At 69.0% G+C, this 24465-nt stretch carries 22 protein-coding genes and 2 pseudogenes; 14 read left to right on the forward strand and 10 right to left on the reverse strand.

The genetic code is table 11. From position 1 onward, the window contains the following. Positions 1-32: 32 nt before the first annotated feature. The 8 genes and pseudogenes from A3CE_RS0109215 (at position 33) to A3CE_RS0109245 (ending at position 7657) form a co-directional block, all read left to right on the forward strand. A complete protein-coding gene (locus tag A3CE_RS0109215; RefSeq protein WP_020639790.1) occupies positions 33-389 on the forward strand; it encodes a spore germination protein GerW family protein in 357 nt (118 codons plus the stop codon). Beyond that, positions 376-813: a pyridoxamine 5'-phosphate oxidase family protein gene (locus A3CE_RS0109220; RefSeq protein ID WP_020639791.1), complete on the forward strand. Its 438-nt coding sequence runs from the start codon at positions 376-378 to the stop codon at positions 811-813. Before A3CE_RS0109215 ends, A3CE_RS0109220 begins: the two co-directional genes overlap by 14 nt. A gap of 87 nt (positions 814-900) precedes the next feature. Next, positions 901-1603 (forward strand): annotated as a pseudogene (locus A3CE_RS50635) (response regulator transcription factor). 224 nt (positions 1604-1827) lie between these two features. Further along, a pseudogene (locus A3CE_RS58475) lies at positions 1828-2280 on the forward strand (HAMP domain-containing protein); the annotation flags it as partial. Between the two features lie 60 nt (positions 2281-2340). Beyond that, positions 2341-4971: a DUF8128 domain-containing protein gene (locus A3CE_RS50640; RefSeq protein WP_125592551.1), complete on the forward strand. Its 2631-nt coding sequence runs from the start codon at positions 2341-2343 to the stop codon at positions 4969-4971. Positions 4972-5042: 71 nt separating this feature from the next. Continuing rightward, positions 5043-6113, forward strand: coding sequence for a replication-relaxation family protein (locus A3CE_RS0109235; protein WP_020639794.1), 1071 nt, complete (start codon positions 5043-5045; stop codon positions 6111-6113). 390 nt (positions 6114-6503) lie between these two features. Beyond that, positions 6504-6974 carry a hypothetical protein gene (locus tag A3CE_RS0109240; protein WP_020639795.1) on the forward strand — a complete coding sequence of 157 codons (471 nt, stop codon included), beginning with the start codon at positions 6504-6506 and terminating at the stop codon, positions 6972-6974. A gap of 170 nt (positions 6975-7144) precedes the next feature. After that, positions 7145-7657, forward strand: a complete 513-nt coding sequence (locus tag A3CE_RS0109245) for a helix-turn-helix domain-containing protein (RefSeq protein WP_020639796.1) — start codon at positions 7145-7147, stop codon at positions 7655-7657. A 101-nt stretch (positions 7658-7758) separates the two neighbouring features. Here the strand turns inward: A3CE_RS0109245 and A3CE_RS0109250 are convergent, their stop codons facing one another. The 5 genes from A3CE_RS0109250 to A3CE_RS0109270 are packed head-to-tail and all read right to left on the reverse strand — an operon-like array spanning position 7759 to position 11474. Next, positions 7759-8274 (reverse strand): NUDIX domain-containing protein, encoded by a 516-nt coding sequence (locus A3CE_RS0109250; RefSeq protein ID WP_020639797.1) that lies wholly within the window; start codon positions 8272-8274, stop codon positions 7759-7761. A gap of 50 nt (positions 8275-8324) precedes the next feature. Continuing rightward, entirely contained in the window at positions 8325-8924 is a 600-nt protein-coding gene (locus A3CE_RS0109255) for an acyltransferase (RefSeq protein WP_020639798.1), read from the reverse strand. Further along, positions 8921-9163, reverse strand: coding sequence for an acyl carrier protein (locus A3CE_RS0109260; RefSeq protein ID WP_020639799.1), 243 nt, complete (start codon positions 9161-9163; stop codon positions 8921-8923). The genes A3CE_RS0109255 and A3CE_RS0109260 overlap by 4 nt, the downstream gene beginning before the upstream one ends. Next, positions 9094-10575: an FAD-dependent oxidoreductase gene (locus tag A3CE_RS0109265; protein WP_020639800.1), complete on the reverse strand. Its 1482-nt coding sequence runs from the start codon at positions 10573-10575 to the stop codon at positions 9094-9096. The genes A3CE_RS0109260 and A3CE_RS0109265 overlap by 70 nt, the downstream gene beginning before the upstream one ends. Then, positions 10572-11474: a TauD/TfdA family dioxygenase gene (locus A3CE_RS0109270; RefSeq protein WP_043790763.1), complete on the reverse strand. Its 903-nt coding sequence runs from the start codon at positions 11472-11474 to the stop codon at positions 10572-10574. The genes A3CE_RS0109265 and A3CE_RS0109270 overlap by 4 nt, the downstream gene beginning before the upstream one ends. A 182-nt stretch (positions 11475-11656) precedes the next feature. Between A3CE_RS0109270 and A3CE_RS53405 the strand changes: the two genes are divergently transcribed. Further along, positions 11657-13063, forward strand: coding sequence for a helix-turn-helix domain-containing protein (locus A3CE_RS53405; protein ID WP_020639802.1), 1407 nt, complete (start codon positions 11657-11659; stop codon positions 13061-13063). Between the two features lie 244 nt (positions 13064-13307). Here the strand turns inward: A3CE_RS53405 and A3CE_RS0109280 are convergent, their stop codons facing one another. Together A3CE_RS0109280 and A3CE_RS0109285 are read right to left on the reverse strand one after the other, a co-directional pair. Further along, entirely contained in the window at positions 13308-14462 is a 1155-nt protein-coding gene (locus A3CE_RS0109280; RefSeq protein WP_125592549.1) for a hypothetical protein, read from the reverse strand. Between the two features lie 78 nt (positions 14463-14540). Then, a complete protein-coding gene (locus A3CE_RS0109285; RefSeq protein ID WP_020639804.1) occupies positions 14541-15941 on the reverse strand; it encodes a hypothetical protein in 1401 nt (466 codons plus the stop codon). 34 nt (positions 15942-15975) lie between these two features. Here A3CE_RS0109285 and A3CE_RS0109290 point away from each other — a divergent pair, with 34 nt between their 5' ends. The 5 genes from A3CE_RS0109290 (at position 15976) to A3CE_RS50650 (ending at position 20049) form a co-directional block, all read left to right on the forward strand. Then, positions 15976-16608 (forward strand): MarR family transcriptional regulator, encoded by a 633-nt coding sequence (locus A3CE_RS0109290; protein WP_245589472.1) that lies wholly within the window; start codon positions 15976-15978, stop codon positions 16606-16608. A gap of 312 nt (positions 16609-16920) precedes the next feature. Further along, positions 16921-17283 carry a DUF1353 domain-containing protein gene (locus tag A3CE_RS54960; protein WP_084641430.1) on the forward strand — a complete coding sequence of 121 codons (363 nt, stop codon included), beginning with the start codon at positions 16921-16923 and terminating at the stop codon, positions 17281-17283. A gap of 106 nt (positions 17284-17389) precedes the next feature. Continuing rightward, complete coding sequence (istA, locus tag A3CE_RS0109300) at positions 17390-18862, forward strand: IS21 family transposase (protein WP_020638426.1); 1473 nt, start codon at positions 17390-17392, stop codon at positions 18860-18862. Beyond that, complete coding sequence (gene istB / locus A3CE_RS0109305) at positions 18859-19629, forward strand: IS21-like element helper ATPase IstB (protein ID WP_020638425.1); 771 nt, start codon at positions 18859-18861, stop codon at positions 19627-19629. Before istA ends, istB begins: the two co-directional genes overlap by 4 nt. A 114-nt stretch (positions 19630-19743) precedes the next feature. Further along, on the forward strand, positions 19744-20049 hold the full coding sequence (locus A3CE_RS50650; RefSeq protein WP_020639807.1) for a DUF1353 domain-containing protein: 306 nt from the start codon (positions 19744-19746) through the stop codon (positions 20047-20049). Between the two features lie 190 nt (positions 20050-20239). Here A3CE_RS50650 and A3CE_RS0109315 read toward each other — a convergent pair whose 3' ends face one another. From A3CE_RS0109315 to A3CE_RS0109325, 3 genes are all read right to left on the reverse strand, one after another. Then, positions 20240-21613: an IS1380 family transposase gene (locus A3CE_RS0109315; RefSeq protein ID WP_020639723.1), complete on the reverse strand. Its 1374-nt coding sequence runs from the start codon at positions 21611-21613 to the stop codon at positions 20240-20242. Between the two features lie 300 nt (positions 21614-21913). After that, positions 21914-23479 carry a hypothetical protein gene (locus A3CE_RS58480; RefSeq protein WP_020639808.1) on the reverse strand — a complete coding sequence of 522 codons (1566 nt, stop codon included), beginning with the start codon at positions 23477-23479 and terminating at the stop codon, positions 21914-21916. After that, on the reverse strand, positions 23476-24339 hold the full coding sequence (locus A3CE_RS0109325) for a hypothetical protein (RefSeq protein WP_125591769.1): 864 nt from the start codon (positions 24337-24339) through the stop codon (positions 23476-23478). The genes A3CE_RS58480 and A3CE_RS0109325 overlap by 4 nt, the downstream gene beginning before the upstream one ends. Positions 24340-24465 lie beyond the last annotated feature (126 nt).

A 24465-nucleotide genomic window follows, 5' to 3' on the forward strand; every position in this document is an offset into this window, starting at 1 on the left:
ACAGCCGCGCCGCCGCGCCGAGACTTCGTGGCATGAAGGTCGACGAACTGCTCACGAAGGCGAAGGACGGGCTGGAGACCAAGCTGGTCTACGGCGAGCCGTACGAAGTCGACGGGGTCACGGTGATCGTGGCGTCGACCGTCGGCACCGGCGGAGGTGGCGGCGACAGCCGCGACGAGAAAGGCCGTTCCGGGGAAGGCGCCGGGTTCGGCCTGTCGGCCAAACCGGTCGGGGTGTACGTCATCAAGGACGGCAAGCTCCGCTGGGAGCCGGCCGTCGACGTGAACCGCCTCGTGGCGACGCTCGGCGCGATCGCCGTCGCGGCGATCTTCGCCGCGACACGGCTGGCCAAGCTCAAGTACGGCGCCGAGACCGATGAGCGTCCCTGATCTGCGTCCGCTGGACCCGGCCCGCTGCCACGCGTTGCTTGCCTCCGTCCCACTCGGCCGCCTGGGCTTCGTCCACGGCGGACGGCCGGTGATCCGGCCGGTCAACTTCACCGTGGCGGCCGACGCGATCTGGCTGCGGTCAGGCCGCAACTCCTGGGCCGACCGGCTAAACGGGCAGCCGGTCACCTTCGAAGCCGACGCACACGACCCCGGCGGCCACACCGGCTGGAGCGTGATCGTCACCGGGACAGCTGCCCTCATCACGGACGTCGAAACCGTGGCCGCCCAGCTCGGCGCCGAACTGCGCTCGTGGGCTCCCCCACCGCGCGACCGGCTGCTGCGGATCGGCGTCGACCGGATCGAGGGCCGCTTGCTCGCCCTCCGGCCCGGCGCGGACGACATGACGGAATCAGGGCTTCCATGACGGCGCGGAAGCCGTGCTTTACCGACTGCTAACCTGCCGCCGGCGTCCCGAAAACCCGGCAGGACGCGAAGCCCACGCACGGGCATCATGGCGGCCATGCCGCACCGCGTCCTGCTCGCCGACGACGACCGCGCCATCCGCGAGTCCCTCTTCCGCGCCCTCGACCTCGAGGGATACCACGTCACCGAGGTCACCGACGGCGTCAGCGCCCTCGCCACAGCGCGCCGCGACCCCCTTCGACGTGCTGATCCTCGACGTGATGATGCCCGGCGTCGACGGTCTCGGTGTGTGCCGCGTACTGCGCGCCGAAGGCGACCCCACCCCGATCCTCATGCTCACCGCCCGCGTCGAAACCCCCGACCGGGTGGCCGGGCTGGACGCCGGCGCCGACGACTACCTGCCCAAGCCCTTCGAACTCGACGAACTCCTCGCACGGCTGCGAGCCCTGCTGCGCCGCACGTCACCCGAGCCCGAAGCGCGGCGCACGCTGCGGCTGGGTGAGCTCGCGGTCGACCCGGCGGCCCGGCGGGTGTGGTGGCAGGGCACCGAGATCACGCTGTCGAAAACCGAGTTCGACCTGCTGGAACTGCTCGTCCGCAACGCCGGGATCGTGCTCGACCGCACGACGATCTACCAGCGGATCTGGGGCTACGAGTTCGGCGCGGACTCCAAGAACCTCGCCGTCTACATCGGCTACCTGCGCCGCAAGCTCGACCAGGCCGGCGCCGCGGAGCTGATCCACACCGTGCGCGGGGTGGGCTATTCCGTGCGGCAGGCGCGGCCGGCGTGAACCTGCGCAGCAAGCTCGCCATCGCCTTCGCCGGCGTCGGTGCGGCGGCGGCGATCCTCGTCGGGGTCTTCAGCTACCAGGCCGCCTCCCAGCGCATCAACGCCGAACTCGACCGGTCGCTGCTCACGACCTCGGCGGAAATCGCGGCCGGGGCGACGCAGGTGCTCGCGCCGAGCCCGGTCACCCGCGGCCCCGATGATGACGACCACGACGAGGCCCAACCGATGGTGGCGCAGGCGATCGCGCCGGACGGGACCGTCCGCCCGCTCGGCGGCCGCCCGGTGCCCCTCCCCGTCGGCGGCGACGACCGGACGCTGGCCGCGACCGGCGTTCTCGCCGACCACCGCTACACGAACTTCACCGCCGGGCGCGACGACTACCGGGTCATCACCGTGGCCCTCGGGCCCGGCCGCGGCGCCGTCCAGCTCGCCGTCGACGTCGACGAGTCCCGGTACGTCCTGAAGGGACTGGCCGCCCGGATCACCGGCGTCAGCGCGCTGGTACTGGCCGTCGCGGCCCTGGCCGGCTGGCTGCTGGCCCGGCAGATCACCCGGCGGCTGGTCCGGCTGACCGACGTCACCGAACAGGTCAGCGACGGCCGCCTCGACGACGTCGCCGTGCCCACCGGCGGCCGTGACGAGGTGGGCAGGCTCGCCACGTCGTTCGACCGGATGCTGGGCCGGCTCGCCGACGCCCGCGCCGACCAGGACCGCCTGGTCCAGGACGCCGCCCACGAGCTGCGGACGCCCCTGACCAGCCTCCGCACCAACGCCAGCGTCCTGCGCCGGTTCGCCGAGCTCACCCCCGAATCGCGGGCCCGCCTGCTCGACGACGTCGACGGCGAAACCCGCGAGCTGACCCACCTGCTGGGTCACTTGCGGGACTGGGCGATCACCTGGGGGCCGATCGTCGCCCCGGTGCTCGCAGTCGGCATCGCGGGCTTCGTGATCGGCCGGCGCCGGTGGGTGCGGCGCTGTCACGCGAGGCTGGTCGCCGACGCCCGCCAGGTCACCGTGCTCGCGCCGCCCACCGTGGATCCCGCGAGCGGCGCGGCCTTGTGGTCCAACCTTGTCGGGCTGCTGCGCCCGGCCTGGCGCCGGTGGTTCACCGGGCAGCCCCATGTGGCCTGCGAGTACATGTTCTCCGAGGCAGGGGTCGGCATCCGCCTGTGGGTACCCGGTGTGATCCCACCCGGCCTGGTCGAACGCGCCATCGAGGCCGCCTGGCCCGGCTCACACACACGGGTCGGCACCGCCGACCCACCCTTGCCACCGCCAGAAGCCGAACAGCGGCGGCTGGTCGTCGGCGGTGAACTCCGCCTCGCCCGCTCCGAGGCACTGCCGATCCGCACCGACTTCGACGCCGACCCACTCCGCGCCCTGATCGGCGCCCCGGTCGGCCTCGGCCGCGACGAGTACGCCTGCGTCCAGATCCTCGCCCGCCCGGTCACCGGCCGCCGGGTCGCCAAAGCCCGCCGCTCCGCGCGGCGAGTGCACACCGGCGGCTCCACCCGAGTGGTCGGCCGCCTGCTCGACATGGTCACTCCCGGCATGAAATCCAGGTCCACGCGGAACACCGCGAAGTCCGGGGCGCTGCACAGCGATCCGCAGACCTCGATCGAGTACGCGGCGCAGAACCGCGCCATCGTCGCCAAACAGCGCGGCTCGCAGTACGAGACGATCATCCGCTACGCCGTCGCCACCCTCCTGCCCGCCGACGCCGCCGAGAGCGAGGTCCGCCAGGCGCGGGATGTCGCCCGCGGACGGGCACACGCGCTGGCCGCGAGCTTCGCTTCCTACACCGAGCACAACCACTACACCCGCCACCGCGTCCGCCATCCCGGCCCCGTGCTGGCCGACCGGCGGCTCGGCAAGGGCGACCTGCTGTCCGTGGCCGAGCTGGCGGCGCTGGCGCACTTGCCGACCGACGAGGCGATCCCCGGCGTGCAGCGTGCCGGCGCCCGCGCGATCTCCCCGCCACCCGGCATCGCCACGCCCGGCCCGGAGGCCAAGCCGATCGGCGTCACCGACACTGGACACGAACGTCCCGTGGCACTGCGCGTCCCGGACGCGCGGCACCACCTGCACGTCATCGGCGCGACCGGCTCCGGCAAGTCCACCTTGCTGGGCAACATGATCCTGGCCGACGCCGAAGCCGGACGCGGGATCGTGCTGATCGACCCCAAGGGCGACCTCGTCACCGACATGCTCTCCCGTCTGCCTCGCTCGGTAGCGGATCGTGTCGTGATCTTCGACGCCGACTCGAAGACCCGGCCGCCTTGCCTGAACCCTTTGGACGGCGGCGAAACCGACTTGACCGTCGACAACCTCGTCTCGGTGTTCCGGCGGGTGTACTCCGCGTTCTGGGGGCCGCGTACCGACGACGTGATGCGCGCCGCCTGCTTGACCCTGCGCACCCAGGAAGGCGTCGCCACCCTCGCCGACCTGCCGAAGCTGCTGGCCGATCCTGCCTTCCGATCACGGGTCACCGCCGGGGTCACCGACCCGGTGCTGCGCGGGTTCTGGTCCTGGTACGAGGAACTCACCGACTCCTCCCGAAGCCAGGTGATCAGCCCGCTGATGAACAAGCTGCGGGCGTTCCTGCTGCGGCCGTTCGTGCGCGACGCCATCGCGGGCGGTCATTCCACAGTGGACATGGCGGAGGTGCTCGACGGCGGGATCTGCCTGGTGCGCATCCCTAAAGGCTCGCTCGGTGAGGAAACCACCCGGCTGGTCGGGTCGCTGGTGGTCGCCCGGACCTGGCAGGCCACCACCGCCCGTGCCCGCACGCCGCAACGCCAGCGCCGGGACGCGTCGATGGTGATCGACGAGTGTCACAACTTCTTGAATTTGCCGTACCCGATCGAGGACATGCTGGCCGAGGCACGGGGCTTCCGGGTCGCGATGACGTTGGCGCATCAGCATCTTGGCCAGCTTCCCCGTGAGTTGCGGGAAGGCATGTCCACCAACGCTCGCAGCAAGATCTTCTTCAACGCCTCCCCGGAAGACTCTCGCGAGCTGTCGCGGCACACCGCGCCCCGGCTGTCCGACCACGACTTGGCCCACCTGGGCGTCTACCACGCCGCCGTACGGCTCGTGCTGAACGGGGAAGAGGCGCAGCCGTTCACCATGCGCACCCAGCCGCTTCCTCGCGCGATTCCCGGCCGCGCACGGGAGATTCGCGGCATCGCCCGCCGCGCCTTGCGCAGCCGAGTTCCCGGTGCCACCGCGTCCGGTGCGCAGGCACCAACCCGTCCTACGCAGCGGCCCGCCGGGACGTCAGGGCAGACGCGGCCGACCAGCGGCGATCGCCGGGGCCAGTCCGGCGTCCGGGCGCGGAGCGCCGACCCGCGCCGTCAGCAGTCCTGACCCGACTCGGCCGCACTCGCAAAGACGGGTGGAAGTCCTTTCCGTTCAACAACTTTTCGGAGGTTCGCGTCATGATCACCAATCCCACCAGGCAGCGCACTCTTCGAGGCCACAAGGCAACCCGGCCCACCCCGCGCGCGGCGAACAACGCCGATCACCAGGCGGTGCTGGCGTGGCGGCTGACCCCGCGTGATCGGTGGATCATCCGGATGCTGCACGAGCACCGCGTGCTCACCGCCCACCAGATCACCGCGCTCGCGTTCCCATCGTTCCGCTCGGGCCGGATGCGGTTGCGGGAACTGTTCCAGTGGGGCGTGGTGGACCGGTTCCAGCCGTTCATCACCGTCGGCACCGCGCCGATGCACTACGTCCTCGCACCTGCCGGGGCCGCGGTGCTGGCCACCGAGGACGGCCTGGACATCAAGGAACTCGGCTACCGCCACGACCGCGCCTTCGGGGTAGCCCACTCGCTGCGGCTCGCGCACACCGTCGGTGTCGCCGAGTGGTTCACCGCCCTGGTCGACCGCGCCCGCCACAGCGACGCCGACGAGCACAGCACGCTCGGCGCGTGGTGGTCGGAGGCCAGCTGCGCGCGGCACTTCGGGGACCTGATCAAGCCTGACGCCTACGGCCGGTGGGCCAGCGCCGGTGGGGAGATCGAGTTCTTCCTCGAGTACGACTTCGGCACCGAGGTGCTGGCCAAAGTCGCCGGGAAACTGGCCGGCTACGCCGCGCTCGCCGAGGCCACGGGGATCACCACTCTGCTGCTGGTGTGGCTGCCGACCGCGCGGCGCGAGGCCACCGCCCGTCGGCTGCTGGCGCGGGCCTGGCGCGAGCTCGACGACCCGCGCTCGGTCCCCGTCGCCACCGCCTCGGCCGAACTGCTCAACCCCGAGGCTGCGCACCCCAGCCCCGCCGACGAGGTCTGGCTCCCCCTGGACACCACCAGCGGCAACGCGGTGAGCACCCGGCGCGAGTTGCACCGGCTGCTCGACGCCTGGCCGCACGTCGCGCCACCCAGCACCAGCACGGACAGCGAGTCGGCTCTCGCGCCGGACTCGACGCTCGCGCTGATGGCCCCGGCGCCCGCGCCGATGCCCCCGGCCGCAATCTCACGCGGGCCGAGCACAGGCAGGCGGTGAGTACCCGATGATTCTGAAAGTCGGCGCCATCGTGATCGCCGTGATTCTCTTCATCCCGACGTTGATCGGGAACGGGGTGTCGGGCGCGATCTCGGCCCTATTCGGCAGTGGAGGAAGTCAGCCCAGTGCGACCGCGCTGGCCGACAGTGCCGTATCCGCGACGTCCAGCCGCCAGCGGCCCGGAGGTCGACGTCATGGAGCGCGTTCTACGCGGCATCAAATTCTTCTAGTCAACACATCCAGTGGAAGGCATCGCTTGTGGCACCGCAAGAACACGACCACATAGTCGTGCCAGAGGAAACGGTATGGGAACCTCGACGACGACAGTCCGTCCGGGTTGACCCTGAGGTACTGCAGGCGCTGGCGCGTGTGGCTCGAGGTGCAGAGCTGATGGTCGCGGTCGTGCGAGAGCAGAGTGCCGCCTTGGCTGAGCTGCCGCATCGGGCGCGGATCCTGGGCGTGGTGGAGCTTGAGAAGGGGTGGCGTCGCTGGGTTGCGGCCATGAACAAGATGGTCACCGCGGAAGTGGCCCAAACGTTCATAGCCGCGCAGAACGACGAGTGGACATTGAGGCAAATCGGGCCAGTGGCAGGAATGAGCTTTTCCGCCGTTGGGAACCGCATTCTCCGCCATCGCGGCGCGCTCACAGCTACGTCCACGAAAACACCATCGCCGTCCGATGTCGATAGGTGGGTGCGGGAACTCGTTGATGTCACGCGGGAGTCCGTATCGGCTGAGGTCGTGGCCGCCGAATTCCGCTCGGGCGTCAGCGTCTCGACGCTCGTACAGCGTCACGGTATGTCCGAGCAGCAGGTCTGGGAAGTCCTGAAGGCCCAGGGTGTCGAGCTTCCGGTGCCATGAACGAACTGCGCGGCTTCGCTGCTCTCGGCACCGAGAACCTGCACGCATCCAGAGAGCTTGTGCACCCTGCCCCGCTACCGCCCGCGCCCGCGACGACGGAACTCAGCTTGTCGAACGAGGCGACATCTCGGGACACAGTTGCGGGTAGTGGTGGCGTACCGACCGCTCTGATGCTGGGATCGAAGGCCAGCGGGGTTGATGCGGACGTATATCAGCGAGCCCTCGGCGACGAGCTCCGGAGGCTGCGACGCCGGCGCGGCTGGACGCGGAAGGAACTGCAACAGCAGTTGCCGAGCGGCATTTCCGTGCAGACCTTGGCCACGTACGAGCTGGGTTCCCGGCAGTGCTCGGTGGTGCGCCTGGTCGAGCTGTGTCTTGCGATGGACGAACTCCCGCAGCATCTGATCGCGAGAGTGCATCAGCGTGTCGCCGTCGAAGAACGCGGCGACATCAGGGTGAACGTGCGCTCGCTTGCGGCCCTTGTCGAGCCGCACCTTGCGCCGCTGCGTCACTGGGCCGAGGAGCGGCTCCCTCAGCCCGGCGCGGGTCACGACGTCCAGCTGGATCTGGCAGCGCTGTGTCACATGGCCGAACTGTGCGACCTCCAACCCGCCGAACTCGTCGTCCTCCTTCGCCGTCGTCCTGAGCAGGAGGTCGTCGGCTCGAAGCCGTGCTCGAGGTAGACGCCTTTGCCGAGGACGCAGCTGGAACCGACCCCTACTCCGTCGGCGAGCTGCGCTTGGTGCCAGACCCGGCTGCCCGGCCCCGCCCTGAGCGCCGGTGCCTAGGAGACGTCGCCCGGCCCGAGCGGATCAAACCCGTTCTCGAGGTAAGCGGTCCGGCCGGTGTCCACGACGTCGAGGCACACCGCGACGCGGCGCGCCATGTGCGGCCGGAGCATTCCCGCAGCCTCGGCGCGGGTGGCGAACTTTGAGCGCTTCAGCTCGCCGTCGGCCAGCCACAGGGAAGCGATCTGGTCCTCGCCCAGGATGCCCCCGTCGAACAGGTTGTTCGTCAGGGCGGGGCGGCCGTCCGGCTGCGGCGGAACCCAGTCCACGACCAGCAGCCGGCCGGGCAGCAAGTCGACCCCGAGTTCTTCCTTGATCTCGCGGCGCGCGCCCGCCCACGGGGACTCGCCTTCGTCCAGTCCGCCACCGGGGATCTCCCAGGTCTCGGCGCCGTAGCTGGGCTCGACCAGCAGAACACGGCCCTCGGCGTCGCGGAAGATCACGCCGGCGCTGGCGATCTGCTTGGGCAGCGTGGCGTAGTACTCGGCGGGCGGTAACCATCCCTGGGTCATGCGCGGCGACGCTACCCACCCCGCCGAGGTCGACGGTGACCGGCGTCGGGTTACCGGCCGGTCTGAATCTCGGTCAGCAGGTCAGCGGCCAATTCGTAAGTCCGGTCGCATCGCGGGCACCGCAGCCGGTCGTCCAAGGTGCCCGCGCAGCGGCAGACCCAGCCGACCGCGCGGGCCGGATTGCCCAGAACCAGGGCGTGCGCGGGAACGTCGCGCAGGACTACGGCGCCGATGCCGACCAGGGCGTACGGTCCGATCTCGATGCCGGGTGCGACGCGGGCACCGGCGCCGACGGTCGCGCCGCGGCGCACGATGACCGGCGTCGAGGCCCAGTCACCGGGACCCTGGCGCTGGCCGTCGAGGCGGGTGGCCCGGGGCGTGCGGTCTTCAGTGAGCACGGCCTGCGGGCTGATCATGACGTCATCGTCGAGCTGCGCGCCGAAAACGTCGGCGTGGTTACCGATCTTGACGTTAGCGCCGATCCGCGAGCCTGAGCCGATGTAGCAGCTCTTGCCCAGCGTGCAGCCGGCGCCGATCTCGACATCGTCGGCGACTTGCGCCTGGTGCCACACGCGGGTGCCGACCCCGATCCGTGCTCCGGGGGCGACGTCGGCGGACGCTTCGACGAACCGCTCGGTGCCGGTGATCATGGCGTGCCCTCCAGATCGGTGGTGAGTTGGTCGATCAGGTGGCCGAGCGTCCCGGCGGTGGCCAGCACCAGGTCCGGGACGACCCGGCCGGTGGCGCGCTCGATGGCGACAGCGAGCGTGATGCGATCTAGCGAGTCGAAACCGAGCCCGTCAAGGCGGTGCTCGCGGGTCAGGTCGCCGGGGTAGAGGCTGCGGACACTGGCTGCGGCGAGGAAGACCGCGGTGGCGGGATGTGACATGGGCGGGCCTCCAGGCGTTCGGCTAAGGCGAGCAGGGACGGGAGTATCTCGGGGACCGGGGCGCGTGCGAACAGCCGGGCCATCGCAGCCCCGGTCGGGTCCGGCTCGGCCAGGGCGGCGGGTAACGCGGCGGCCAGCAACGCCGGCAGCTGCCGTGACCCGGCGCCACCGGGGCGGGCGCCGGGCCCGGCGAGATGGTCGGCGAGCCCGCGCAATATCGCCGGAGTCAGCAGGTCAGGCAGCTTGGGGACCGGCATCGGACGATCGGCGCGGTAGGGATGGCAGGCCAGCGAGCCGGGTTCGGTGACCTCGTCGGCGACGAGGTCGGCCAGCAGCGGAGCGAGCAGCACCCCGCAGCGATAGGTCGCAGTGGCCAGCAGAACACGCGGGTCGGCGGTCGGCCCGACCAACGGCAGGTGGTCCAGTGTGTAAGGCCGGTACCCGACCTGCGTACGCAGCAACTCGGCCCCGGCGAGCCGGTGGTCGATGATGCGGGTGGCGTCACCGATCAGCGTGGCGACCTCGTCCAGCGTCGCCGCGCCGTCCAGCTTCGGGGCGAGGGTGAGCCGGTTGGTCGCGCCGAGGTAGACCGCTCCCCCGGCGCGGGGCACGAGGTGGGTGCCGCACGCGAACGCCGCGTTCGGCGTGCGGACGGTGTGCTCGACAGCCACCGGGGTGCCCAGCACCATGCTGACGCCGCGCCCAGCCAGCACTGGCGGCACCCCGAGTTCTCCGGCGCGGTCGCCGAGCAGCGCGGGAATTCCGACACCGGCGGACAGCACGACCTGCGCGCAGGTCACCACCGTGCCGTCCACGCATTGGAGCCCGAGCGCTGCGTGGCCCGGCGTCACGCTGGTCACTGCTGGCTCGGACCAGCGGGCGTTGCGATGGCTGGCCACGGCCGCGGCGAGTGCCACCAGGAGCTTGGTGATGTCGAGGCTCGGCTCGGTCGGCAGCCACAACGCGGTCGCCGGGGTGAGCTCGGGCTGCAGGCCGTCGACGGCGGCGCCCTGGTGGAACTCGGCCGGATGGCTTGCCGCGTGCGCGGCCCGCGCGATCGCGGCGACGTCGGCGCGTTCGGCGTCGGTGGCCACGACCCAGGTCCCGTCCACCAGCCGAACCGGCGGCTGGCCGGACGCGGCAGCGAGCCCGTCCAGCCATGTCGGGTACCGCGCGAAGCTCTTCAGCCGCTGGCCGACCTCCAGCTCCACCCGCTCTGCGGACTGGTCGGCGTCGACCTCGGAGAACAGTGACAGCATCGCGCCCGCCGCCGCGCTGGCCTGGCCCGGCGCCGCGGCGGGGCGCAACCCGAACACGGTGACGGTGAGGCCGCGGGCGAGCAGGGCATGCGCGGCCGCAAGCCCGATCACCCCGGTGCCGATCACGGCAACGTCGACCGCCTGGACGGTCATGCCGCGCTCCGCAGCCGCAACACCTGGTGCGCCGGCGCGGCCGCGTCGAACCGGGCCTTGGCCTGGCACAGCAACCGCCGCGCCGACGGCGCGACGCCATCCTGGCGGCCCAGGGCGGTGCGGCCGTGCGCGACCCGGCGCTGATCGGCGATCAGCAGGTCGCCGCGGCGCATCCGCACCCGCTGCGCGGTGTCCCCCAGCAGCGACGCGAAGTGTTCGAGCACCAGGCGATGGGCCATGTTGCGCTCGTCGGTCAGCAGCTTTCCGGCCCAGCGGATCCACGCGTTCCCGGGTGGCCCGTCCTCGAGGACGGGGAACGGCAGCAGCGGCTCGCCGACGCCGTGCAGCCGCTCGGCGCGGCCTTCGAAGAACACCGGCCGCCGCAAGAGCTCGCGGTCGTCGTCGGCGATCAGCACCGCGGCCGCCCGCAGATCGGCGAGGACAGAGTGCCCGCCGCCGGCCGGATCGGGGCGCAGCATTAGCAGGCTGGTGTAGTCCGGCGGCGCGGTCACGTTCGGCGCGTCAATGTGCAGGGCCTGCGCGGCCAACCCGCCGAAGCTGTGCGGGGCCCGCTCGGGCCCGGACAACCCGTCCAGCCACAGCCCGCGGCCGCCGTCGATGGAGAAGAACGGCGTCCCGACCGCGGCCAGCACCCCGGCGGCCACGCGGCGAAGAAGCTCGTCGGGCAGCTCCGCCGGGAGCGCCGCGATCGCCCAGCCGTCCAGCGCGAGCCGGTCGGCGAGGCCGTGCACCACCGCGGCACCGGCCGTCCGCAGGCTGGCCTGGGCGGAGTCGACGCAGGACACGGCCCAGCTGTGGCCGTCCATGGCCAGATCGTTCTCAGCCAGGACGGTGGCCAGACTCGGGGCGACGGGGACGCGGTACCGAGGGTGTGTCACGACGCTCTCCCTTGAACATGCTCGATCGGGGCTGGGACCTTCATGAAACGCGCGCGACCGGTACCGGCGGCAGAGGTACGTGCGCGATCGGCAACGGATTTGCGGAACTGTCAAACGGCAACACGCAACCTCAGGCTGTCGCTCAGGGTGTCTGATGAGGGACGATCGGTGAGGAGGTTCCGATGGACGCTCAGCACCCGTTCTGGACGTCGCCCGAGGTCTTACGCGCCGCCGCCGACGGCCGCTACGGCATGCTGACCCGAGCCGTGCGGGAGGCCCGGCACTGGACGTTGGCGCAGGTCGCCGCCCAATGCCATCTGTCGGTGAGCACCCTCTCCCGGATGGAAACCGGTCAGCGCACACTCAGCGACGTCCACTACCTGCGCGCCCTGTCCGACGTCCTCGCGATCCCGCCGCACCTCTTCGGACTGGCCCCAGTCGTGACCGGCGCGGCAGAAGAGCAAGACCGTGCCCGGACGGTTACTGTCGGCGCAACGAGCTCCGGCAGCGGACAGGGCGGTGACGAGGCGATGCGGCGACGACAGGTTCTCGCGGGGCTGGCTGGCTTCACGATCGCCGGCGTTCTGCCTGGCACGGCTCGCGCAGCATCCGGCGAGGAGTCGCTGGAAGCGCTGCTGCTCGCGAAGTCACAGCTGCCCGCGGCGCCCGTGCCTCTGGTGACCCTTCACCACGCGCTGGGCCAGGCGCAGCACGCCTTCGAGCGGTGCGAGTACAGCGAACTCACCAGCGCGCTGCCCCGGCTGATCGCGGTTGCCCACGCCAGCCGCGACGCGGCCGCCGGCCAGCTGCGGGAACGCATGTCCGCCGCCCTGGCCCGCGCTTACCTCCTCGGCTCGGAACTGGCCACCAAGCGCAACCGCGACACCGTCGCCCGGGTCGCCGCCGATCGGTCCCACGCCGCCGCCGAAGCCAGCGGCGACCCGCTGACGATCGCGGCCAGCTCGCGCGCGATCGCCATCTCGATGCGCCGCCACGCTCTCGACGCGCCGGAGCGGATGGACCGGGAGGCCGGGCTGAACGGCGCGATCACCATGCTCACCAAGACTGCGCTCGACCTCGAAGCCGACCACGGCGACCCGCAGGTCCTGCTGCTGGCGACCTACGGATCGCTGTTGTGCACGGCCAGCTACGCCGCCGCCCAGAACGGCAACACCGCTCAGGCCGTCGGGCTCATCAAGGAAGCCGAGCACGCCGCCCACCGGCTGCCCGGAACCGCCACCGCCGTGGCCGGCAGCGCGCAGTTCAGCGAGACGACCGTCGCGGTCTACCGCATCGGCGTACACACCGCGCTTGGCGACGCCGCGAAGGCCCTGAGCTACTTCGACTCCGTGGAGCCCCGCCAATTGCCCACCGCCGAACGCCGGGCACGCGCCTACGTCGACGGCGCACGCGCGTGGAACGCCCACGGCAACCCCGACCAGGCCACCAGCGCGCTGAACCGGGCCCTCACCTGCGCGCCGCAGGAACTTCAACGGCCCTCGGTCCGGGACCTGATCACCACCATGCTCGACGCCCCGGGCCGGACCCCGGCCACGCTCCCTGCGCTGGCAGCCCACGCCGGAGTCTGACCGCGCCGCTGGTGTTCTCCAGATTCCGTATGTCTCATGAGGCAACGGCTTCGTGGCGCTGCAGCTGCTCACCGGTTCGGGCCTCACGATCGCCAGAGGACCCAGACGTTCGGCTCGTGAGATATTGAGGAGTGCAGGAGCGATGGGGTTTCGTCGAATTCCGCACAGTAGAGTACGTGACCTGCCCCCGTACCATTTACCGGTCAGGAACAGCCACGGGAACGAACCAACACCATTCGGGACGTCACCTGGTTGGGCTTTGACCGTCCAGTAACCGGCTCGCCTGGAAGCGGGCGCCCGTCTCCGGCGAAACTAGCGCAACGGAGTCCTTGGGCAAGGTCGCCGAGCCGGGCTGGTAGCCGTTGAACGCCACGTCACGTGGAGGTTTGTTCGACCACTGGCCAGCTGGTTGAACGATCTGGTCCGGGTGGTCCCGCCGATAGGTCCAAAGCGCTTCGCAGGCAAGGAAGCTGCCGACGATCGCGCTGTTCAGGGAATCGACGATACCGGCGAGCGTGTCGAGTGCGTCTTCTTCCAGGAATAGCTTGTGGGGGTCGCGAGCTGTCCGGTAGGCGTGCGCCTCGGGGTAGTCCGGCTGCCTTGGCAAGGGGCGAGCGATCTTGTCTTTGTGGATGTAGTTGACCGTGATGCGAGCGCCGCGATGAACGCGGTCGTTGCGGCTCCATCGCGTCCAGTCAAGCCATCCTTCGGGGCCGGCGTGCTGAAGCGAGGACCTGACAGCGCGGAGGAGGACTCCCTGTTTGTCGGTCGGGTCAAGAACCTTCCGCTTCTGCAGCTTGAGCTGCCCTCGGACGTCCGGGCCGGGGTAGTCCGGCCCGTCGGTTAACGGGAGCAGCTTGCCGAGGTCGGCCTTCACGAGCTCCGTGTCGAACCCGCCGACCGCGACGACGATGCCAGCCAGGTTGTCCAGCGCGGATCCGGCTGCTCGCAGAACGCCAGCGGTGTGCGCATCGATCCGTGCTTCGCGGCGTGCTTCTTGATCGCCCCGGACGAGGCTTCGGCTCCGACCAGCGCCGTTCTTGAACTGCTCAATGGTCCAGCGGTCGTCACTGAACCGACATTGACGCAGGTCATAGAGGTGAATCGCTCCGATGCGGAGGTTCTCTCTGACGCCAGAGACTAGACCGTAGAGGTAGTCCATGATTCCGGTGACCGCGTCGATGTCGAGGCCGTAGCCGTGCCACCACGCGCAGCCCCCTCGCGTGAGGTCGAAGTCGGCCTGGATCAGGGCCGTCAGGTCGTCGGCAGCTTTGAGTGCTTTGTGGACTGGCTCGTGATAGCGCATAGTCGGTCCCGTCTTCAGCGCGGTGCCGGTCAGCGGAACATCGTATCGGCCAAACCCCGCTCCAAGCCTCCGATTTCGGCGCTGATCGCGCATGTCGCGGGAAGTGTGAGAGCGGCGAGCAGGCTCAAGGTCCTCTAAATCACCGGCCCCGTCACCCCTTCTGCGGCGCGGTCACCAATCGGCAACCCTTGCTGTCAGTGCGTCATCAATCGCCTCACTCGCCTCACTTACTGTCGCGACGGGATTCGGGTAGCCACGCACCAGGTCGTCGGTGGACAAGTACTCCGACGGCGGACTCGCCGGCCCTCCGATGGTCAGCAACGTCGGAGCCGACTTGTCCTCGAAGAACCGTTCGAGCACCAAACTGTTCCCCACCGCGATCTTTGAACCGGTGGCGAGCGCCAGCTGTTGCCCGGCATTCGCTTGCCATCCACCCGGCCACATGGCGCCGGCGAGAACTGGCACCAGGAGATGGGTGACGCCGGCGGCGACGACGTACTGCTGATGCTCCAGCCGATTCAAATCTTCGCAGATCTGGACACCAAAACGTCCGGATCGCGACTCCAGCAACGCGACCGCTCGACTGTGCGGGATCCGCTCGTCTCGTTTGCACCCCAGGTCGAGCTTGAAGTCCTCCTGCTTCTGGGTCGTAAAACAAAACCCTGATGCCTTGTCCTGGATCAGAAGCGGGCGATCCCGGCCGTTGCGATGCAGTACTACCGCGCGGTTCGTCAACCGGTCAGTGTGCGGCTGTGATCCCACACTCAGTACCGGCCCCGAACCGAGCAGCAACCACGTGAGGGAGCTCTTGTCCGGACGCGGAGTGTTCTTCAGCAGCTCACGCCACACCATGAGCAGCTCGTCATCCAGGCTGGCTTCCGGGAGAAAGCCGATCGCCGCACCACTGCTATCCAAGGCGTCCAACGCGTCGCGAACGCGAGGCCGAAGCCGCTCGCTAGCTGGCCCCACGGTGTAGAACCCTTGGCGACCAGTCTCCGTCAGCGTCCATTCCACATCGTCCCGCTCGGCGAGGAAGGGCAACTGCGCCACGGTGACGGGAGGAGGCGGGTCGAGATCGCCCGGTTTGTGAAGGGCTTCTCGATCGGGCAAATCGTAGGCTTCGGGCACGAACTCGATGTGCACGTCAGTGCTGAGCGGCGGTGGCACCCGCAGCAGATTGAGGAAACCGTCGAGGTATTCGCGGTCCTCGTTGGGACGCAACCATGAAGTCCTCCTGAACAATAGCAACCCACTTGTCTGATCGTTCAGCCGTCCGGTCTGGGTCAGACGGACCATGAGATCATCGAGCACCCCGGACCCGAGGTAACCGAGCTGCTTGCTCGCGTGCAGCAGAGCCAGATCGAGGCCGAGGAGCACGCCGAAGAGCTGTGATTTGTCGCTCAGATTGGGCGGCATCCACCACGATCCGAGCACGTTGGTCACTTCGACCTCCAGGCGCACACGGCCGGCGATCTCTTGTACTTCCTCGGTCTCGGACCACGCGGTTAGCAGATCGGCGTCAACCCAGCACAGTGAGTCATAGAGGTTGACGAATGCATCAGCGGGATCCATACTTAACACTTCCTTGATTATGGAGGCGGGGAACATGGTGACTTGGACGAGAGCGACGCAGGTCCAGGCGGCCACGAGTCGCTCGCAAGCGGCCGTGAGGGCCGTTGGCGAGCGGGCTACGACCGGCCTTGAGCGCGGACTCGATGTCTGGGCATCCCGGCTCAAAGAGGAGACCGGGGACGGCAAAGTTCTCGGCGAGCAGGCGACGGTAGACCGCTGGGCTTCGGCGGTAAGCCGGTGGATCGTGGATGCAGCACTTCTGGCCGACACGCCGAACCTGCACGCCGCGGTCGAGATCCTGCGCGAGGCCGTCCTGCGACTCGATCCCGAGGGCCCCACCGCCCGGCTCGAAGCTGCAGTCGTCACGTTGGCGGAAGTAGCTCGCGCCGGCCTTGACCGCGCCCGCCAGAACGAAGTCGTCGACGCTCTCGACCCGAATTCGTGGGCTGCGCGCATGCTGATCCTCGTGCACGACCAGCCGCACATCACGAGCGCCGAGATCGTCACCACGCTCGAGACGCATGAAGCTCAAATAAGCCGCAGCGGTAAAGCCCTGACCGAGCAGGGATTGCTGGTCAAAAACCGTCACGGACGCCTGAAGGGTTGGCACGCCACTCCTCGAGGTGTCGTAGTTGCGCAGCGACTTGCCGACCGCGCGAACGCCTGAGCGCGCAGAGGCGAGGGCAGCTCGATCCGCCGCAAGAAGACGCGCTTCTTCGCGCCGCAACCGGCTGGGCATCATCACCTCCCGACATCCGTCACCCCTAGTCGTTGCAGCAAGCCCATCGTTACGCACCGACTTCGATCGTTGCAGAAAAAGGCTCGCCACAGAGCTGTTGACATGGCGCCAATCGCCAGGCATGCCCCGGCGTGGTCAGGTAGCGCTTGAAGCGCCATTTTAGTCACGGATCGCTAACCAAAAGGCAGATCCGATAATGCCGGTTAGGAGGCGACCGACTCTTCATTGAAGGAGGTTGCCATGTCGATATCTCCGGATCCTGCGGGACTGTCGTCACCAGCGCAGTACACAGCCTTCGTCGACGCGACCCTGGCGGTGCGCCAGGCAAACGCCGTCGGCGAAGAGTGGATCGTCACGAAGGCGATGAAGTACAAGAACTTTACGGTGCCGGACGGCTCCCGGTCAGACTTCGCATCCGTGCCGAGATTTCTGGTCTGGCTCATCCCCCGCTACGGGAGATACACGAAGTCTGCCGTCCTCCATGACCACCTCTGCCGGATGCCAGCGGACATGAAAAAATCCGGGTGGGCGGACAGTTCGGTCCGGGTGGGCGGACATGAAATCTCCGGGTCGATGGACATGAGATCTCCGGGACACGCCTGACATCAATGCAGGTAGGGACCCCTCCGGCGGGGTTGGCTCTGGTTGCTGATCAGTTGCCCGCCCGTGCGGCCGGAGGAGTCCCTTGACCAAGTCTGACAGGGAAATCATGGACATCTTGGAAGCGTTCGATTTGACACGCTGTGCGCACTCGGCAGCGGAGCTGGCGGGGGTGGATGAGAAGACCGTCGCCCGTTATGTCGCGATCCGCGACGCGGGTGGTGACCCGTTCACCCCGGCGCGGCGGGCTCGTGGGATCGACCCGTTCCTGGGCAAGATCGAGGAACTGGTGGCGAACTCCCAGGGCCGGGTCCGCGCCGATGTGGTGCATCAGCGGCTGGTCGCGATGGGGTTCACCGGCACCGACCGCACAACCCGACGCGCGGTCGCCGAGGCGAAAGCAGCGTGGAAGGCCGGCCACCGCCGCAAGTACCGGCCGTGGACCCCGGAGCCGGGGATGTGGATGCAGTTCGACTGGGGTGAGGGCCCTCGAGTCGGCGGGCGGCGCACGCAGTTGTTCTGCGCGTGGCTGTCGTGGTCGCGCTTCCGCGTGGTGCTGCCCGCATGGGACCAGACCTTGGGCACTCTGGTGTCCTGTGTGGATGCCACGTTGCGTCGGATCGGTGGCGCACCAACATATCTGCTGACCGACAACCCCCGGACGGTGACGATGGACCGGGTCGCCGGGGTGCCGGTACGTCACCCTGAGATCGTCGCCGCGGGCCGGTATTACGGCTGCAAAGTCGAAACGTGTGAGCCGTTCGACCCCGAGTCCAAGGGCGGCGCCGAGCACACCGTCAAGATCGCCAAGGCGGACCTGGTGCCCACCACGGCGAACCTGCTGCCCGCCTACTCGACGTTCGCCGACCTGGCGGACGCGTGTGTCGAGTGGTGCGAGCGGGTCAACGCCCGCACCCACCGCGAGACCGGGGCCGCTCCGGATGTCCGGCTGGCCACCGAACTGCAGCATCTGCACGTCCTGCCCGCCGAACCGCACGCGATCGCCCTCGGCGAGGAGCGCCTGGTCGACGATGACCAGACGATCCGGTTCGGGTCGGTGCGCTACTCCACCCCCGACGGGCACCAGGGCAGCAAGGTCTGGGCCCGCGTCACCGGCGACGAGCTGGTCATCGTCGGCGACACCACCGCCGGGCTGACCGAGATCGCCCGGCATGTGCTGTCCACTCCGGGTTCTCCGCGCATCGACGACGCGCACTACCCGCACCATCCGGGCGGGAATCTGCCTCGCCCGCCGAAGGTCAGGGCACGCACTCCGGAGGAGGTCGCGTTCCTCGCCCTCGGCGAGGGTGCTCGCCGGTGGCTGGTCGAAGCCGCTGCGACCGGGGTGACCCGGATCCGGGTCAAGATGGCCCGCGCGGTGGAACTGGCGGCGATCCTGGATGCCGGCCGGGTCGACGACGCGCTGGGGCTGGCGGCGATCGCGGGCCGGTTCGCCGAGGACGACCTCGCCTCGATCCTGGACCACCTGACCTCCTCCGGGCCGCCGAGTGACGTGGTGGTGGCCGATGAGGCCCACTCCGCGCAACCGGGCACCAGCGGCTGGGAGGTGTTCGGCCAGTGAGCAGCCCCAAAGCCCCCGCCCTGCCTGAGGAACTGGACCTGGTGCTGCGCCGGATGCGGCTGCCCTACCTGCGCAAAGCCGCACCCGACGTCCTGGCCACCGCGCGGGCGCAACGCTGGGATCCCGCCGAGGTGCTGCGCGTCCTGCTCGGCGAGGAGGTCACCGGCCGCGGCGCCGCGACCCGGCGGATGCGGCGCAAGACCGCGAACTTCCCCACCGGCAAGACGTTCTCCTCCTGGCGCGCCGAGGAATCCTCGATCTCCGAGGCTACCCAGAACTCACTGTCCACATTGGAATGGATTGGAAGACAAGAGAACCTGGCCGTCGCGGGGCCGTCGGGCACCGGGAAGTCGCACTTCGTGGAAGCCCTCGCGCACTCGGCGATCGAGAACGACATGCGGGTGTCCTGGTTCACCCTGGAAACCTTGACCGCCGCGGTCGGCAAAGCCAAGGTCGACGGCTCGGTGGCCCGCACGATCTCCCGGATCTGCGGCTGCGACCTCATCGTCGTCGACATCGGGATGCTGCCCGCCGGGCAGGACGCCGCCGAGGCGTTCTACCGGATCATCGACGCCGCCTACGAACGCCGCTCGATCGCGGTGACCAGCAACATCCATCCCAGCGGGTTCGACTCGATCATGCCGAAAACCCTCGCCACGGCCACCGTCGACCGGCTACTGCACCACGCCCACCTGGTCACCACCAAAGGCGACAGCCACCGCCTCGCCGAAGCCATCGCGGGCAAGGGGGTGGTCCCCTTGACCTAACCAAGATCCGGAGAACCGCTGTCCATCAGCCCGGACAAGTACTGTCCGCCAGCCCGCAGACCAGCTGTCCGCCCGCCCGGAGTTCCCAATGACCGTTGACACCGGAGCCATGAGGTGAAGCGGGTCGAGGCAGATCGAATTTTCAGGGAGTCGATGGCGGACCTCGATGTGGCGTTCCTGCGGAGATGGCTCATGTGGGCGGGAGTCCGGGCCGGCTCCGGACTCAGCGGCGCAACGCGGCGCGAAAGAGTCATCTGGCTGCTGATTGCCCTTCCCGCCGCAGCCTTCGTCTTCGTTCCAGCCGTGGTGATTCTGGTGTGGCTGGGCGTGTTTTGGTTGATCGAACTCGTCTTCTTCGCCGCATTCAAACTGGCGGGCAGAACTCGACCGAACCGCCCCCGCCTGCTGGTCAAGCTCTGAGCTTCCCTTACCGAGGCTCGGCGGTGAACGCCTGCTAGCCTCGATCTTGCATGGGGCTGTGGCGTTCGGTGGGGGTTCGTGTCGTAGCCGGGGTTTTGGCTGGAAACCGTGGTGGGGGCAGGGTTGTGGGCCGGCTGTCGCGTCGGCGGGCGGGTCCGAGGTCCTTGGTTGTAGGGGCAGGAGCAGGGTTTCAGCCGGGCCAGCGAGCTGCGCGGAGCCGGGTGAAGGCGGTGGCGAGGTGCTGTGCCCAGGGCCAGTCCTGGTCCAGGTGCAGGGTGGTGACCCGCGCGGTGCGGGTCAGTTTGGCGGCGATGGCGCAGATGCGGTAGCGGAAGGTCGCCGGTTCGGCTCGGGTGAGGTCACCGGTGAAACACAACGCCTGGGTCCAGGTGAGCAGGTCGGCGGCGGTGAGGGCGAGTTCCAGCCAGGCTTTGTTCTCCGGGTAGCCGCGGCAGGGAAAGTTCCGTAGCCCGGTGGTTTTGCCGCAACGGATCCGATCTTCGACCCGGGCGTGGCAGCGGTGGTGGACTTCGAGGTCGGCGAGTTGCCCGCCTGCGGTGTCGGTGATGAACGCGGTGAACCGGTGCCCGTCGGCGTCGGTGAACCGCAACTGCGCACCAGGATGGGGGCGTTCCCGGCGCAGGAACACCCGCGAACCGTCCGGCCACTTCGTCAACTCGAGCATGCCGGTGATCTCCGCGACCCACGCCCCCTCCCGGGGCCCGCCATCGATGTCGTAGGCCGGGACCCACGCATGGTCAGGGACGGCGAGGACCGCGGCCTGGACCTCGGTGCTGATCGGGAACCCCATCGAGAACCCGCATCCCGCCGCTCGCACCGCCGCGGCGAAGGCGTGGGTCGCGCCGGCGGCGTCGGTCCGGACCTGCACCCGCGGCGCGTCGGGATCATCGGGGTCGGGCCGGGCGCAGGCGGGGAGCGCGGCCAGTGCCATCGTGAGGACCTTGACGTGGTCGGCGGCAGTGTTGGACCCGGCTTTGCCGGGTCGCAGGATCCCGGCGAGTGCTTCCCCGCCGGAGATATCCGGCCGGTCGAGGTAGGCCAGCAGCGGATGGAACCCGAAGGTCTTCTTCCATGTTTTCGCCGCGTTCTCTTTCTCGCTGTGCGCGATGCTGATCGTCGCGTCGATGTCGATCGTCAACCCAGCCGCCAGGTCGGGACCTGCTCCGGCGGCCCAGGCCTGTTCCCGGGCTGACGTGCGGACCGTCTGCAGGCGGACCAGGTGCTCGTCGTCGACCCGGTCCAGCACCCGCCACGCGGTGGCGTCGCTGGCCACCGCGCCGAAGAGTTTGTCCTGGTCCCGCAGTGTCGCCAGGTGCGCCAGCGCGTCACCACCGTCAGCGATCATCACCGCCAGGTCGGCCAGGACGCGGCCGGGCAGGTGGACCGGCGTCCCGTCATAGGTGTCCAGAAGTGCCTCCGACCAGCCGGTTCCCAGGCCCGTGCTGATCGTCAGCTCCCGCAGCAACGCCACCCCCGCCCGCGACACCAGCCCCTCACCGTCCGCGCTGACCCGCACCGATGACGCCTTGCTACTCTGCACCAAGGGAGTGCCTTCCTGCCTGGTGAATCTTGGACCGTCGCAAGCCCAAGTTTCCCTTACAGGACAGGCACTCCCTCCATTTTCAGACCCTGATCTACATCACATCGCATGAAAGACGCAGGCTAGAGCGGCAAAACGTGGATGAAGACAACAGCCCAGCCACGGACATCGCCGAGTGAATCGGCCCAGTCCAGCTTCAGGCAAGATGTCCGCACCTGGCCGTAGACGGCCAGCGCTCCCCCTCAACTGGTTGACGCATAAGCCCGAGCGAACTGCCGATAACCGGACTTATGTCAGCCCACGTCAGAGCAGCCATCGCAGTCCGTAGGCGTTGCCCAGCCGCAGCCCGGAGAAGTCCTCCGCCACCTCGCCCGCACTATCGACCGCTAGCGGCGTTCCTGGCTGTGGGGGCTCGCTAAGCACCGAGGGCGACACCCCGTCGACCCGCCACACCACCGACGGCGGGTTCCGGCGATCGAAGCGGATTCGCACGCTGAACGACTCGCACGGCACCAACGGAACGAACGTGTACGTCGGGCGGATAGGCAGATCGTCACGGATCCGGTAGGCCATCGAGAAGGTGTGAGATTCTCCGCACGCGAGGGGCCGCGGCAGGTCAAGCAGCCAGCGGAAGTGTCGATTCCCTTCCAGCTCGATGTCGGTGATCCGGGCGCCGTGCAGCGCGTCAGCGACCACTTGCCGCTCGACATCACGGCCGTCTTCGGCGCGAGGAACAGTGAACATCGCGGAGATCCGGCGCAGGCCGTCGCGGGTCGCGACGATCTGCCGTTCTTCGATCAGCTCCGGCTGGGGGACATCCAGCCGCACAAGCACCTTGAGCCGCTGGACGGACCAGCCGCGGCCCGGATCAGGCGCATCGCCGCTGCGTCGCGTTCCGGCTTCGATCTCGGCGGCCAGGCGAGCGAAAGACCGGTCGATCCGGCGCCGGGCAGTACGTTCGGAGATGCGCAACTGGTCTGCGAGGACGCCGATACGCTCGTTGAGCAATACGTGCTGCGTTCCGGGGGCGATGCCCAACGCGACGGTGACCGCCAGACGCTCGTCGGCCGGAAACTTCGCGATGGCGGCGGAAATTGCGTTACGCACCTCGCGGCGTGCTTCACGGTCGTCCGCGGTCCGGTGGATGCCGCACCAGCCATACAGGAGCGGCCCGAGCTTGCCGCGCAGCTGTGGTGTGCCCATGCCCGCGTCACGGCGCAGCGTGGCGAGGTCGCGGAGCAAACCGTCTTCGTGGGCCTCGGGATCTTGGACGTGGGCACTGTCCAACCAGAGGTCTGTGGTGGCGACCCGGACTGAAGAATGCGAAGGCAAAGGCGCACCGATAGTGGCCATACGCTTACTTCCGACCACCGTGTTGAGCCAGCTCATCTCCACCGCAAGTTCGTCAGCGACGGGCACGGCACCTCGTTCCGCACCGACGGAGATCGCGATCTGCTCGACGGTGTCGAGTTCGGTCGACGGCACCGGGACCGCCGCAGGCTGCGTATTCGCACTATCGCGGTCGTCAAGTTCCTCGGCCCGGGCGAGGATCGCGGCGACATCGCGGGCCGAGCTGAGACGGCGGATCCGATGTGAGGCCGGGGTGCCAAGTGACGACCGCTCGATCAGCTTGAGGAGCCCGGTCACCGACTCTACGGCCTGTGCGAGGTCGAACGGCCGTGGCCGCTCAGCTCCTCCGTGGACGAGCTGGTCGCGCAGCGCGCGCACGGCCTCCACCTCGAGCGCGCCGATCCAGGAGCCGGCACCCTGTTCGGCCAGTAGTTCGACCACCGGGACGAGGTGGAGCACGGTCGCTTGGAGACGGCGCCGCTCGTCGACGTCGTCGCCCTGGTCAGGCTCGTCGCTCATATTCCACCTCGCTTCTTCTCGGCACGGCGCTGGGCTTCCCTGCGATGCCGGTAGAAGTGGCCTTCGACCGCACGTGCGGAAAGACCATGCGGCTGGCCAGCCTCCTCGAAGGTCTCGCCGAATAGCGTCACCCGCGCGGCCAGGTCGCGGGCTACAGGCTTCATCCCGTCGAGGTGATCCTTGACCAGCTCCATGCCCACGACCTCGTCGGCCGGGTCGTGGCCGGTGCCGTGGTCGTCGGCAGCGTCCAATGTCACCGCGCGGACGTCGGGATGGTCGTGCTCAGCGGCCCAGCACTTGAAGGCGACGGAGAAGCTACGCACGCACGCGCCGACGAAGAACGTCTTCAAAGACGCGCCGCGCTCCGGTGACCAGCTCCCGCCGTGCAGGGCGTAGCGCTCGAACAGCCGTAGGCCGCGGGCGACGGTCTCGCACGCCAGCTCCAGCCGATCATCGACATCGCGGGCCAGGTGCTCGCGGACCATGTCGGTCGCGCTCGCCGGGCGCCGAGCTCGCTGACACATCGGGTAGATCATCTTGCGCCGGATAAAGGAACGCAGAACCGGCAGCGCGTAGGCAGCCAACTCGGCGCGGAACAGCTCGTACTCGATCCCGGTGAAGTTCTGCTTGGCGAGGCGTTGGTAGAGCTCGGCGTCATCGCCGAGGCGCGCCAGGCGGGCTTTCGCACGGTCGGCCTCCCGCGTCTCCTCGTTAGTGGTCTCAGCGTCGGCGTCGAACTGCTCCAGAACCTCTCCCATGAAGGCGAACAGGTCGGTTGGATGTACCTTGGGTTGTAGGCGTGCGCTCGAGCGCCGCGGCGGCTGACCGCCTGCGGACTGCCCGGCCTCCGGCACCTGCATCTCCTCGTTGTAGAGACGACCCCGATCAGGGCTCGTCTACGAGGCCACCACCCCGATCGCTCCTCCGTCGGATCGTGCGGACCACGTAAACGACCTTTTAGGCCCCCCGCTTCCGACAACCCCACG

The sequence above is a fragment of the Amycolatopsis balhimycina FH 1894 genome, from assembly GCF_000384295.1.
GTDB lineage: Bacteria > Actinomycetota > Actinomycetes > Mycobacteriales > Pseudonocardiaceae > Amycolatopsis > Amycolatopsis balhimycina.